The 13,387-nt window shown below is 67.6% G+C and carries 12 protein-coding genes; 8 read left to right on the top strand and 4 right to left on the bottom strand.

Annotated features, from left to right (window positions below):
- Positions 1-77 precede the first annotated feature (77 nt).
- Positions 78-1,682, bottom strand: coding sequence for an alkaline phosphatase D family protein (locus tag FHS74_RS29175; RefSeq protein ID WP_184807786.1), 1,605 nt, complete (start codon positions 1,680-1,682; stop codon positions 78-80).
- Between the two features lie 336 nt (positions 1,683-2,018).
- On the opposite strand from FHS74_RS29175, the gene FHS74_RS29170 reads away from it, so the two are divergent.
- The 6 genes from FHS74_RS29170 (at position 2,019) to FHS74_RS29145 (ending at position 9,563) form a co-directional block, all read left to right on the top strand.
- Complete coding sequence (locus tag FHS74_RS29170) at positions 2,019-3,032, top strand: BMP family lipoprotein (RefSeq protein ID WP_184807785.1); 1,014 nt, start codon at positions 2,019-2,021, stop codon at positions 3,030-3,032.
- Positions 3,033-3,094: 62 nt separating this feature from the next.
- Entirely contained in the window at positions 3,095-4,714 is a 1,620-nt protein-coding gene (locus tag FHS74_RS29165) for an ABC transporter ATP-binding protein (protein ID WP_343067071.1), read from the top strand.
- Positions 4,711-5,835 (top strand): ABC transporter permease, encoded by a 1,125-nt coding sequence (locus FHS74_RS29160; RefSeq protein ID WP_184807784.1) that lies wholly within the window; start codon positions 4,711-4,713, stop codon positions 5,833-5,835. Before FHS74_RS29165 ends, FHS74_RS29160 begins: the two co-directional genes overlap by 4 nt.
- A gap of 19 nt (positions 5,836-5,854) precedes the next feature.
- Complete coding sequence (locus tag FHS74_RS29155; RefSeq protein WP_184807783.1) at positions 5,855-6,829, top strand: ABC transporter permease; 975 nt, start codon at positions 5,855-5,857, stop codon at positions 6,827-6,829.
- 140 nt (positions 6,830-6,969) lie between these two features.
- The gene (locus tag FHS74_RS29150) at positions 6,970-8,967 is read left to right on the top strand and encodes a bifunctional 2',3'-cyclic-nucleotide 2'-phosphodiesterase/3'-nucleotidase (protein WP_184807782.1); all 1,998 of its coding nucleotides are present in this window, start codon (positions 6,970-6,972) and stop codon (positions 8,965-8,967) included.
- The gene (locus FHS74_RS29145) at positions 8,964-9,563 is read left to right on the top strand and encodes a nucleoside 2-deoxyribosyltransferase (protein WP_211106625.1); all 600 of its coding nucleotides are present in this window, start codon (positions 8,964-8,966) and stop codon (positions 9,561-9,563) included. Before FHS74_RS29150 ends, FHS74_RS29145 begins: the two co-directional genes overlap by 4 nt.
- Before the next feature lie 83 nt (positions 9,564-9,646).
- Here FHS74_RS29145 and FHS74_RS29140 read toward each other — a convergent pair whose 3' ends face one another.
- The 3 genes from FHS74_RS29140 to FHS74_RS29130 form a co-directional block, all read right to left on the bottom strand.
- The gene (locus tag FHS74_RS29140; RefSeq protein ID WP_040849248.1) at positions 9,647-9,832 is read right to left on the bottom strand and encodes a hypothetical protein; all 186 of its coding nucleotides are present in this window, start codon (positions 9,830-9,832) and stop codon (positions 9,647-9,649) included.
- A gap of 366 nt (positions 9,833-10,198) precedes the next feature.
- Positions 10,199-10,447: a hypothetical protein gene (locus FHS74_RS29135; protein WP_184807781.1), complete on the bottom strand. Its 249-nt coding sequence runs from the start codon at positions 10,445-10,447 to the stop codon at positions 10,199-10,201.
- A 152-nt stretch (positions 10,448-10,599) separates the two neighbouring features.
- Entirely contained in the window at positions 10,600-11,784 is a 1,185-nt protein-coding gene (locus FHS74_RS29130; protein ID WP_184807780.1) for an acyl-CoA dehydrogenase, read from the bottom strand.
- 368 nt (positions 11,785-12,152) lie between these two features.
- On the opposite strand from FHS74_RS29130, the gene FHS74_RS29125 reads away from it, so the two are divergent.
- Both FHS74_RS29125 and FHS74_RS31075 read left to right on the top strand, forming a co-directional pair.
- A complete protein-coding gene (locus FHS74_RS29125; RefSeq protein WP_184807779.1) occupies positions 12,153-12,620 on the top strand; it encodes a Csu type fimbrial protein in 468 nt (155 codons plus the stop codon).
- Positions 12,621-12,911: 291 nt separating this feature from the next.
- Complete coding sequence (locus tag FHS74_RS31075) at positions 12,912-13,379, top strand: Csu type fimbrial protein (protein WP_184807778.1); 468 nt, start codon at positions 12,912-12,914, stop codon at positions 13,377-13,379.
- The last annotated feature ends 8 nt before the right edge of the window (positions 13,380-13,387 follow it).

Below are 13,387 nucleotides of genomic sequence, written 5' to 3'. Positions count from 1 at the left end.
ACGACAAATCACCCGCAAAACGGGTGATATCTCCGCATCAGCGCCCCATAGAGACGAACAGCAGTCTACTTTACCCTTTATGCTTGCTTCGCCCCCGGCTTGCCCGGCTCCACCACGAAGCTGGCGCGGGTGCTGATGGCGCCGCCGGGGGTGGTGACGCGGTCCATGACGCGGAAGTTGGCCGTCAGCTTGTCATGGCCGATGTCGCACATCAGATAGCCGCGCTGGTCGTTCATGAAGCGGATGTGCGGGTTGCCGCGCAGGATTTCCTCATGGCGGGGGCGCTTGTCAGCGCCGTCGCCGCCGGAGCTGATGGAGGTGCCGACGAATTCGGTGGCGATGACCGCCGCCTTGTCGCTGTGGAAATCGGTCTTGAGGTCGCCGACGAAGTTCTGGTGCTCGTCCCCCGTCAGCACCACCACATTGTTCAGTCGGCGGTCGGCGATGTGGCGCAGCAGGCGCTGGCGCGGCTGGTGATAGCCTTCCCAGCTGTCCATGTTGAGGATGGGGCCATGCCAGGGCTCGCGGTTCATGGACATCATCATCACCTGCTGGCCGATGATGTTCCAGCGGGCGCGGGCGCGGTCCAGCCCCTCGAACAGCCACCGCTCCTGCTCCTCCCCCAGCACCTGGGCGTCATCGTCGTCCTGGCCGTCGCAGGCCGGCTTGAAGCCATCGCCGCAGGGCTGGTCGGTGCGGAACTGGCGGGTGTCCAGCAAATGCAGGTCGATCAGGTTGCCGAAGGCGGCGCGGCGGTAGATCTGCATGTCCGGCCCCTTGGGCCAGGAGGCGCGGCGCAGCGGCATATGCTCGTAGTAGGCTTGGGCCGCCGCCACCCGCCGCAGCAGGAAATATTCCGGCGGGGCGATGCCGGCGCCATCGGTGCTGCCTGTCCAGTTGTTGTCGACCTCATGGTCGTCCCAGGTCACCAGCCAGGGGCAAGCGGCGCGGGCCACCTGCAGGTCGATGTCCATGGTGTACTGGGCATAGCGGCGGCGGTATTCGTCCAGCGAATAGGGCTCGTCCCCGACGTGGTTCCGGGCGGTCGGCTGGGGCAGGCCACCATAATAGCGGCTGGTCTCATGCGTCCGCACCCGGTTCTCATAGATATAGTCGCCATAGTGGAAGACGAAGTCCGGCCGTTCCACCGCCAGGTGGCGGAAGGCGGTGTAGTAGCCGTCCTCGTAATTCTGGCAGCCGACCACGCCCAGGCGCAGCCGCTCCACCTTGGCGCCCAAGGCCGGCGCCGTGCGGGCCCGGCCCACCATGCTGCGCTCCGCCCCCACGGTGAAGCGGTAGTAATAGTCGCGCCCCGGCTCCAGCCCGCCCACCTCGGCGTGCACGGCGTGGCCCAGTTCCGGCCGCGCCACCTCACTGCCCTGTTGGACGATGTTGCGCATGCGCTCATCCGTCGCCACTTCCCAATCCACCTCCACCGGGCGCTTGGGCATGCCGTAGCCGAAGGCCAGCGGATCGGGCGCCAGGCGGGTCCACAGCACGAAGCCATCGGGCAGCGGCTCGCCCGAGGCCACACCCAGCGAGAACGGGTCGTTGGCGAACGCCGCCTGGGCCAGGGCCGAGCCCACGGACGACGGCAGCAGGAAGGCCGTGGCCGCGCCGGCGCCGAAGGTTTTCAGCAGGGCGCGGCGGGTGGTCTCGGGAATCGGGCTGAACCGGCTCATGGCATCTCGGATACTGTCGGGCGGAAATGGGCGGCAGAGTGCCCGCCGGTGGAACCGCGTTCAACCCTGAAAGCCGCGCGGTGCCGCCCCATCATGAAAGTGTCGCATTCGCCCGCAACCTTGACGGCAGCATCGCCGCAACCACACATGGCGAACGGGGCGCCTGCGCCGAACCTTGACCGTTTGGTCAGGATCAGCCAGGGTGCCATGCCGTGCCCGGCCCCCTTGCCCCCGGCTTGCCGGGACCTTGGGAAATGGATAGTTTCAGAAAGCAGGCGGTGCGGCCTTCCATTCGCCACCGTCCATGAGAATGCCCCACGGAGGCAGGGACCCTTTATGAGTAAAGCGATCCGCGCGGCATTGGTGGCGGCCGCCCTGTTGAGCTGCGCGCTGACCGCCCCCACCCGTGGGGCGGAGGCCGCCTTCTTTCCGGGCGTGGTGTTCGACTACGGCGGCAAGTACGACAAGTCCTTCAATGAAGGTGTCCTGACGGGCATCGAGCGCTTCCATCGCGAAACCGGCATCACCTACAAGGCGCTGGAAATCAGCAACGACGTCCAGCGCGAGCAGTACCTGCGCCGCCTGGCCGAGCACGGCGCCGACATCATCCTGGCCGTGGGTTTCAGCCAGGCGCCGGCCGTGGCCAAGGTCGCCAAGGAATTCCCGGAGATCAAATTCACCCTGATCGACGGCGTGGTGAATCTACCCAACGTCCAGTCCATCCTGTTTTCGGAGCAGGAGGGGTCCTACCTGGTGGGCATGCTGGCGGCCCTGAGCAGCAAGACCAACACCGTGGGCTTCGTCGGCGGCATGGACATCCCCCTGATCCGCCGATTCGAATGTGGCTATGAGCAGGGGGTGAAGGCCGTCGCCCCGGACGATCACATCCTGGTCAACATGGTCGGCACCACGCCGGCCGCCTGGTCCGACCCAACGCGCGGTGGGGAGCTGGCGAAAAGCCAGTTCGACCGGGGCGTGGACGTGGTCTTCGCCGCCGCCGGCCAAAGCGGCATGGGCGTGCTGCAAGCGGCCAAGGACGCGGACCGGCTGGCCATCGGCGTCGACAGCAACCAGAACCACCTGTTCCCGGGCCACGTCCTGACCTCCATGGTCAAGCGGGTGGACGTGGCCGCCTACAACGCCATCAAGGCGGCCCAGGACGGCACCTGGCAGGCCGGCGTGCGCACCTTGGGCCTGAAGGAAGAAGGCGTGGGCTGGGCGCTGGACGCGAACAACGCCAAGCTGGTGACGCCGGAAATGAAGGCGGCGCTGGACGCGGCGTCCGCCGAAATCCAGGCTGGCACCCGCAAGGTCGCCAACTACGATGAAACCAACGGCTGCAAGTACTGACCCCAAGCCGCCCCATTCCCGCCCGAGCCCCTTCCGGCCCCTGACCAGAGACCAGCCGCCCCGTGTCGCAGACCGTCCCCCCCGCATCCGCGCCGCCGCAACCGGGCCCCTGGGCCGTGGAGCTGGTGGGCATCGACAAGCGCTTCGGCCCCGTCCACGCCAACAAGGCGGTCTCGCTGCGCATCCGCGCCGGGTCCATCCATGGCCTGGTGGGGGAGAACGGCGCCGGCAAATCCACGCTGATGAGCATCCTCTACGGCTTTTACCAGGCCGATGAGGGCGAGATCCTGGTGAACGGCCAGGTAGTGCGCATCCGCACGCCCCAGGACGCCATCCACCTGGGCATCGGCATGGTCCACCAGCACTTCATGCTGGTGGAGGACTTCACCGTGCTGGAAAACCTGATGCTGGGGGCCGAAGGCGGCGCCCTGCTGAAGGATGGCATCAAAAAGGCCAGGGCGGAGGTGGAGCGGCTGGAGAAGGCCTACCGCCTGGACGTGCCGCTGGACGCCAAGGTCGCCGACCTGAACGTGGGCGTGCAGCAACGGGTGGAAATCCTGAAGGCGCTCTACCGCGGCGCCCAGGTGCTGATCCTGGATGAGCCGACGGCCGTGCTGTCGCCGCCGGAGGTGCAGGATTTGTTCCGCATCCTGGACGCGCTGCGCGCCCAGGGCCGCACCATCCTGATGATCACCCACAAGCTGAAGGAGATCATGGCCATCACCGACGCCGTGTCGGTGCTGCGCCAGGGGGCGGTGGTCGCCCATTTCGACACCAGGGACACCAACGAGACGGCGCTGGCCGAGGCCATGGTGGGCCGCCGCGCCAACCCGGCGGTCCGGCGGCCGGGGAAGCCGGCCGGCGCGCCCCTGCTGACGGTCGAGGATCTGAGCGTGTTCGACGACCAGGGGGTGGAGCGGCTGAAGCACGCCACCTTCCGGGTGCGGGCGGGCGAGATTGTCGGCGTGGCCGGCGTGGCCGGCAACGGCCAGTCGGAACTGCTGGAGGCGCTGTCGGGCATGACGCCCTTCCAGCGCGGCCGCTTCCACATCAACGGCCGCGACGTGACGCCCGACGCCCCCATGGACCCGGCCCAGGCCCGGCGCCAGGGCATCGCCCATGTGCCGGAGGACCGCCTGCGCCGGGGCGTGGTGAAGCCCTTCCCCGCCTTTGAGAACGCGCTGCTGGGCTACCAGAACGATCCGGCCATGGCCGATGGCCCGCGCCTGAACTGGAAGCGGGTGGCCGCCGCCACCGCCAAGCTGATGGAGGATTGGGACGTCCGCCCCCGCCAGCCGTCCTTGCGCACCTCCCTCTTCTCCGGCGGCAACCAGCAGAAGCTGGTGCTGGGCCGGGAGATGGAGCGGGACCCCAACGTGCTGCTGGTGGGCCAGCCCACGCGCGGCGTGGACATCGGCGCCATCGAGTTCATCCACCGCCGCCTGCTGGCGATGCGCGACGCCGGCAAGGCCATCCTGCTGGTCTCCGCCGAGTTGGAGGAGATCCTGGCCCTATCCGACCGCATCCTGGTGATGTGCGACGGCGCCATCACCGGCGAACTGGCGGCCGAGGACGCGGATGAGGGCCTGATCGGCCGCCTGATGGCCGGCATCACCGACGACACGGAAACCAACACCACGGAACAGGGCCCGCAAGCCAATGCGGGCGGAGGGGCGGCATGAGCGTGTCCACCAATACCGACGGCTTGCCGCGCTGGGCCACGCTGGCCCTGCTGCCGGCCATCAATCTGGGCGCCGCCCTGGTGGTTTCCTCCCTCGTCATCCTGGCCATCGGCCAGGACCCGGTCTCCGCCCTGGCCTTCATGGTCAAGGGGGCGGTCGGTACCGGCACGGGCCTGAGCTACACCCTTTATTACGCCACCAGCCTGATCTTCACCGGCCTGGCCGTGGCGGTCGCCAACCATACCGGCCTGTTCAACATCGGTGGCGAGGGCCAGGCCTATATCGGCGGCCTGGGCACCGGCCTGGTGTGCCTGGCCCTGACCGGCTGGCCCTGGTACGCGGTGCTGCCCGTGGCCGTGCTGGCCGGCGCCCTGTTCGGCGCGGTGTGGGGCCTGATCCCGGGTTATCTGCAGGCCTATCGCGGCAGCCACATCGTCATCACCACCATCATGTTCAACTTCCTGGCCTCCGCGCTCATGGTCTACCTGCTGGGCGGCCCCCTGCTGGAACATGGCCAGATGGCGCCGGAAAGCCGCGAGTTCGCCGAAAGCACCTTCCTGCCGGGGGTGAAGGAGATCGCGGCCGCGCTGGGCTACCGCACCTCCACCCTGCCCCTGAACCTGTCGCTGGTCGTGGCGCTGCTCTGCGCCGTCGGCGTCTGGTTCTTCATCTGGCACACCCGCTGGGGCTTCCAGATGCGCACCGTGGGCGCCAATGACGCCGCCGCGCGCTATGCCGGCATCAACGCCCGCACCACCATCGTCGTCGCCATGGCCCTTTCCGGCGCGCTGGCCGGCCTGGTGGGCATCAATGAGCTGCAGGGCGTGCAGCACCGCGTCACCCTGAACTTCCAGGCCGGCATGGGCTTCACCGGCATCGCCGTAGCCCTGATGGGCCGGGGGCATCCCGTGGGCATCGTGCTGTCGTCGCTGCTGTTCGGCGCCCTCTACCAGGGCGGAGCCGAACTGTCGTTCGAGTACAATGAGATCAGCCCCCGCCTGGTGGTGGTCATCCAGGGCGTGGTCATCCTGTTCTCCGGTGCCTTGGAGCACATGTTCCGCCCGGCGCTGGTGCGCCTGTTGAAGCCCAAGGCGCCCGCCGGCGCCGGCCAGCGCGCCTGAGATCCGGGGGAGAGAGATCATGGACGATACCGCCCTGTGGATCGTGTCGCTGCTGGCCAGCACCGTGCGCCTGGCAACCCCCCTGGTGCTGGCCGCCCTGGCCGGCTTTTATTCGGAGCGCGCCGGCGTGGTCGACATCGGCCTGGAAGGCAAGATGCTGACCGGCGCCTTCGCCGCCGCCGCCACCGCCGCCGTCACCGGATCGCCCTGGCTGGGCCTGGCCGCCGCCATCGCCGCGTCGCTGGTGCTGGCGCTGGTGCACGGCTTCGCCTGCATCACCCATCGGGGCGACCAGGTGGTGGCCGGCGTGGCCATCAACACCATCGCCGCCGGCCTGACCGCCGTGCTGTCCAACGCCTGGTTCGACCTGGGCGGGCGCACGCCCTCGCTGGACAGCGGGCAGCGCTTCCTCAGCCTGCATTTCCCCCTGGCCGAAACCGTGCGCGGCGTGCCCCTGCTGGGCCGCCTCTATGGCGAGGTCATCGGCGGGCAGAACGTGCTGGTCTATCTCGCCGCCCTGGCGGTGCCCGCGACCTCGTGGATCGCCTACCGCACCCGGTTCGGCCTGCGCCTGCGCGCGGTGGGGGAGAATCCGGCCGCCGTCGACACCGCCGGCATTTCCGTGACCTGGCTGCGGTATCGCGCCGTGCTGATCACCGGCGCGCTGTGCGGCGTGGCTGGCGCCTATCTGTCCACGGCGCAAGGGGCGGGCTTCCAGGAGAACATGACCGCCGGTAAGGGCTATCTGGCCCTGGCGGCCCTGATCCTGGGCAAATGGCGGCCCTATCCCACCCTGGCCGGCTGTCTGTTGTTCGCCGCCACCGACGCCTTGCAGACACGGCTGCAGGGCGTCGCCATGCCCGTCATCGGCACGGTGCCGGTGCAGATCATCGAGGTTCTGCCCTATATCCTGACCGTGCTGCTGCTGGCGGGCTTCGTGGGCAAGTCCATTCCGCCCAAGGCGGCGGGACGGGCCTATGTCAAAGACCGGTAGGCGACCTACATCAAGGCCACGGCCGATGGCGCGGGTGTAACACCGCCGCTGTAAAGCCCATGACCGATGCCTGGGCCGGCCCCTCCGGCCCAGGCGCGCCCGCGCCCGCTTACCGACGCCCAGATCAAGGATGCCCCCGCATGCCCGCCTCCCGCCGCCTGGCCGCCCTGCTGTTTACCGCCACCCTGTTGTATGGGGGGGTGTGCGCGGCCGCGCCGGAGGTGAAGCCCGACCAGATCGACGTGCAGATCCTGTCCACGACCGACCTGCACATGAACGTCATGGACTACGACTACTACGCCGACAAGCCCGACCCCGGCATCGGCCTGGTGCGGGTGGCCAGCCTGATCCGCAAGGCCAGGGCGGAGAAGCCCAACACCCTGCTGGTCGATGCCGGCGACCTGATCCAGGGCACGCCCATGGGTGATTACGTGGCCCGCGTGCAGGGTCTGGGGCCCGGCAAGATCCAGCCCATCATCGCCGCGCTGAACGCGCTGGGCTACGACGCCGCCGTCATGGGCAATCATGAGTTCAACTTCGGCCTGGACTACGCCGTGGCGGCGGAGAAGGAGGCCAAGTATCCCGTGCTGGCCGGCAATGTGAACAGGGTGGAGGACGGGCAGCCCCTGTTCCCCGCGGGCGTCATCCTGGATCGTGACTTCGTGGATGGCACCGGCGCCAAGCACAGGGTGCGGATCGGCGTGGTGGGCGTGCTGACGCCCCAGATCGTGCTGTGGGACAAGGACAAGCTGGAAGGCAAGGTCACGACATCCGACATTGTCGAGGTGGCGTCCCGGACGGCCCACGACCTCAAGACCCAGGGCGCCGACATCGTGGTGGTGGTGATGCACAGCGGCCTGTCGGGCGCGCCCTACCAGAAGATGGCGGAAAACGCGGGCGTGGCGGTCGCCGCCATCGGGGAGGTCGACGCCGTTGTCACCGGCCATTCCCACCGCGTCTTCCCCGGCGCTGACTATGCCACCCTGCCCGACAGCGATGTGGCCAATGGCCTGATCCACGGCAAGCCGGTGGTCATGGCCGGCTTCTACGGCGACCATCTGGGCCTGATCGACCTGATCCTGTCGCCGGATCCGAACGCCCACGGAGGAAAGGGCGGCTGGACCGTCGCCGGCGGCCATGCCGAGACACGGGCCGTGTTGGTGCGGGTCAACGGCAAGGCCACACCGCAGGTGGAACCGGATGCGGAGGTGGTGGCCCTCACCCAGGCGGCCCACCAGGCGACGCTGGACTATGTGCGCCAGCCCGTGGGCAAGAGCGCCGGACGTATAGAGACCTATTTCTCCTTCGTCGCCGACCAGCCGGCGCTGGACATCGTGTCGACCGCCCAGCGGGAGTATGTGGCCAGGGCCCTGGCCGGCGGCCCCTATGCCGGCCTGCCGCTCCTGTCGGCGGCGGCACCGTTCAAGGCGGGCGGCAAGCCGGGCCCCGACTATTTCACCGACGTCGCCGCCGGGCAGCTTAGCCTGCGCAACGTGGCCGACCTCTATCTCTACCCCAACATCGTCACGGCGGTGAAGGTGACGGGCGCCCAGGTGCGCGATTGGCTGGAGATGGCGGCGCGGGTCTTCAACCGCATCGATCCCGCCAAGAAGGAGCCGCAGATGCTGGTCGACCGCTCCGTCCCCAGCTATGACTTCGACGTCATCGACGGCGTCACCTGGCGCATCGACCTGACCCAGCCGGCGCGCTTCACCCGTGACGGCAAGCCGGCGCCAGGCGACAACCACCGCATCGTCGACCTGCGCCACGACGGTCAGCCGGTGAAGGACGGGGATGAGTTCATCGTCGTCACCAACAATTACCGCGCTAACGGTGGCGGTAACTTCCCCGGCCTGGATGGCAAGAACGTCGTCTACGCCGGGACGGAGACGATCCAGGAAATCCTCGCCGACTATCTGCGCAACGCCGGCACGCTGGTGCCCAAGACCAACCACAGCTGGGGCTTCGCCGCCATCACGGCGCCGGTGACGGTGCTGTACGACACCAACGCCAAGGCAGCAGCTTTGCTGACCCAATATCCCAATCTCAGCGACGCGGGTCCGGGTGAGCCGGGCTTGGAGTTGTTCCGCGTGGACCTGTCCCCCATGGCGCTGGCCGGCCAGGTGCTGGGCAAATGACGAACACGGCGACGGGGATGGGGATGGGGATGGGCAAGAAGGTGTGGCGGGCCTATCTGGCGGGGCCGGAGGTGTTCCTGCCCGACCCTACCGCCGCGGCCGAGACGCTGCGCGCGCTGTGCGCCGAGCACGGCATCGTCGGCGTCTTTCCCTTGGACGGGGCGGTGAAGCCTGTCGCCGGGGAGGCACCCGCGGCCCATGCCGCGCGCATCCGCGCCGCCAACCTGGACCTGATCCGGGGGGTGGACCTGGTGCTGGCCAACGCCAGCCCCTTCCGCGGTCCCTCGGTCGACGACGGCACCGCCTATGAGATGGGGTTCGCCACCGCGCTGGGCCGGCCCGTCTTCGCCTATACCGAGACGCCGGCCAGCCTGCTGGATCGCACCCGCGCCCATTTCCCGCTGAGGCGGGATGACGATGGCGACTGGCGCGACCCCGAGGACCGGATGGTGGAAGATTTCGGGCTGGGCGCCAACCTCATGTTGGTGGACCCCGCCTTGGCCCGATGGGGTGACCCGGGCACGACCGGGCTTTATCAAAGCGTGCGGCTGGCCCTCGCCGCGGCGGCGCATTGGATCCAATCTCAGGAGCGCTGACCGCCGAATGCAAAACGGCCGGGCTGAGGGACAGCCCGGCCGTTCCAATCATGATAATCGATGCGCCGTCTGGCGATACGCCGTCAGGCCGCGTTCTGCGACACGCCCATGCGGCGGAAACGGTCACTATCCAGCACGACCTCCAGCGCCAGGCTGAGGCGGTCGCTGGAGCGGCCATCGACCAGGAATTCGACATGGGGCGGATGTCCCGCCCGCTGGTGTATGGCGTGAACCAGCAAGCGCCGCTTGGGCAGCTTCACTTCTTCCATCCACTCACCCGGTTTGGGCGGTTCGCCCCCGCGCCTAGACAACACCATAGCTTCCCTACTCCTTAACAGCCCCAGGGACATCCGTTCACGGACGCGCCCCTCTGGGGGTCGGCTCTCGAAACCCGGGCCGTTCGCCGGACCGGACCGCCCCGGGGATTGGAACCCATGGGCTGTTGCGATCAGCATAATCCAAATCAAATGCCAGGAGATATAGCTTAGGGATACGTCGTCCCCTTGTCACCCGCCATCTTCCCCCGTTTTTTTCGCCGTTGACGCCACCGGAAGAATCCCGGCGATCCGGCAGGGCCCGCCGATATCATTCCGGTATGGAAATAATGCCCCTTTTTCGGCGTCCTCCGCCCCGGCTCACAACCCGGCGAGCCAGCCGTCACGCCACGCCGCGGCACTCAGTTCCCCCTCAGGGGCATCTTCTGCGTCGACACTCTCAAAAGGGTTAGAGAGCAGCCCCTGCCCCTCGCGCCGCGCGGCCAGCCCCATCGCCTGGGCGATCAGGGCCATGCCGGCCAACGGCGGCGCCGCCGCGCCGGAGCGCGGTACAGTCGGCAAGGGCAGCCAGGACGGGGGACGGACCGTGATGTCGGCGACGATGTTCATGGAAGCCCCTCCCTGCGACGATATCGGCCTGGCGGCGGCGACCGACCGGCCCTGATGATCCAGACCTATCCAACGCCGGGCGCATCGTCTTTGAGGTGGATCAATCGCCAGCTGATTTGTTCGGCCACCAACCTTTCTGGTTCGATGCGTCCTCAGCCGAAGGCCTGCAACCCCGTCTGCGCCCGGCCGAGCACCAGGGCGTGGACATCATGCGTGCCTTCATAGGTGTTCACCGCCTCCAGGTTCAGGACATGGCGGATGACGGGGTACTCGTCGGAAACGCCGTTGCCGCCGTGCATGTCGCGGGCGGTGCGGGCGATGTCCAGCGCCTTGCCGCAGTTGTTGCGCTTCATCAGGCTGATCATCTCCGGCGCCGCCCGGCCCTGGTCCATCAAGCGGCCCAGCCGCAGCGCCCCCTGCAAACCGAGCGTGATTTCCGTCTGCATGTCGGCCAGCTTTTTCTGGATCAACTGGGTCGCGGCCAGCGGCCGGCCGAAGGCGTTGCGGTTCAGTGTGTAGTCGCGCGCCGCGAACCAGCACGCCTCCGCCGCCCCCATGGCGCCCCAGGAAATGCCGTAGCGTGCCTTGTTCAGGCAGCCAAAGGGACCCTTCAGGCCCACCACGCCGGGCAGCAGCGCCGTCTCCGGCACCGCGACCTCATCCATCACGATCTCCCCGGTGATGGAGGCGCGCAGGGAGAATTTGCCGTCGATCTTGGGCGCCGACAGGCCCTTCATCCCCTTTTCCAGGATGAATCCCCGGATCTGCCCCTCATCGTCCTTGGCCCAGACGACGAAGACGTCGGCCACCGGCGCATTGGTGATCCACATCTTGGAGCCGCTCAGGACATAGCCGTCCGCCACCCGGCGCGCCCGTGTCTTCATGGCGGCGGGGTCCGACCCGGCATCCGGTTCCGTCAGGCCGAAGCAGCCGATCAGCGTCCCGGCGGCCAACCCCGGCAAGTAGCGCTGGCGCTGATCCTCCGTGCCATAGGCGTGGATGGGGTGCATGACCAGCGAGGACTGGACGCTCATGGCCGAGCGATAGCCGCTATCGACCCGTTCCACCTCGCGCGCCACCAGACCATAGCAAACGTGGTTCACGCCGGCGCAGCCATAGCCGTCTATGGTCATGCCCAGCAGGCCCAGCGCCCCCATCTCCGCCATGATGGCGGGGTCGAATATCTCATGCCGGAAGGCCTCGCGCACCCGGGTGGCCAGCCGGTCTTGGCAGAAGGCGCGGGCGCTATCGCGCACCTGCCGCTCGTCCCCCTCAAGCTGGTCGTCCAGCAGCAGGGCATCCTCCCACCGGAAGCCGCCCTTTTCACTGTTTGCCATGGGTGTCCCCTCCATCGTCGTTTGCGGTGCGGCGATCATCGCGCGCCGGGCACCCAGCGGATCGCTCGCCGCCAGGAGCATTGCAGGCGGGAAGGCGCGCGGGGTCAAGACTATGCTTGCTTATTTGCATTATGCATTGCCGTTATAATCAACCCTATCCCATGGGTGCGGTGCATTGTGCAGCGCAAACGCGATTTAAATCGAGGCGGACTGCCATCAGCAGCACGGATGCGCTGGACTGTTTCTTCATAACCATTTGTTATTTATGCATTATAGACGCGGTCATGAGCTTCTGGCACGCGAAGTGCTTATAACGGGACATGAATGAAATGGGCACAAGCCCACATGAACCGTTAGGACCTTCCGTCATGATCCGCCGCATCGCCGCCGCCGTCGCCGCCTCAGCCCTGGCCACCACCCTGATCGCCGCCCCGGCCCTGGCCGACACCTCCGGCTCGGTCAAGTTGAGCGGCACCGTTTCGCTGACCTGCACCGTCGCCGTCACCGATGCCGGTGCCAGCCTGAACATCCTGTCCGGCTCCAGCAGCGTGCAGGTCGGCAGCGTGGTCGAAAACTGCAACGACGGCGCCGGCTACACCATCACCGTCGCGTCGGCCAATGGCGGCAGCCTGAAATCCTCGGCGACCGGCGCCCAGCCTGTGGCCTACACCACCAATTACGACGGCACCAACGGGTCGGGCAGCAGCTTCACCGTCACCCGCTCCGGCGCCCAGTTCAACAAGACCGCCACCATGTCCGTGACGGTGCCGGCCAACGCCCAGGCCATCGCCGGTAGCTACAGCGACACGCTGACCGTCACCATCGCCGGCAAGTAAGCGGGTGATTGGGGGTGGGGCGGCCCGAAAGGCCGCTGCCACCCAGCCCGTATGTATTAATGCAAATGCATCTGCAAACTCGCCCGGACAATCCTCGCGTTTCGCGGATGCATCTCGCATTTGTCGCCCCAGGGCCATCACGGCGCCAACCGGCAGCGCCCTAAATTTACACGGTATATCAACCAACTAATGATGATGTGGCAAATGCCGCGGGGCATGGCCCCATTTTTGCTGACATTCGACTATCAAGCAAACGGGCAGCAAGCCCACTTTCGAACCGAGAAAGCCGCCATGATCCGTCGTATCGCCTCGGCCACCGTCGCCGCCGCGCTGTTCACCGCCGCCCCCGCCTGGGCCGTGACCGCCGGCAATTCGGGCACCATCAAACTGAACAGCACCGTGGCCCTGACCTGCACCGTGGCCGTCACCGACGCCGGCGCCACCCTGAACATCCTCTCCGGATCCAGCAACGTTCAGGTCGGCAGCGTGGTCGAGAACTGCAACGACGGCGCCGGCTATACCATCACCGTCGCCTCTTCCAACAACGGCACGCTGAAGTCTTCGGCCACCGGCGCCAGCGCCGTTAGCTACACCACGTCCTACGACGGCACCAGCGGCTCGGGCAGCAGCTTCACCGTCACCCGCTCCGGCGCCCAGTTCAACAAGACCTCGGCCATGTCCGTCACCGTCCCGGCCAATGCCCAGGCCATCGCCGGCAGCTACGCCGACACCCTGACCGTGACCATCGCCGGCAAGTAAGCCCGCGA

It is taken from the genome of Nitrospirillum iridis (assembly GCF_014205765.1).
GTDB lineage: Bacteria > Pseudomonadota > Alphaproteobacteria > Azospirillales > Azospirillaceae > Nitrospirillum > Nitrospirillum iridis.
The sequence above is the reverse complement of the archived record's forward strand: the minus strand, read 5'-3'. Positions and strand labels throughout refer to the sequence as shown.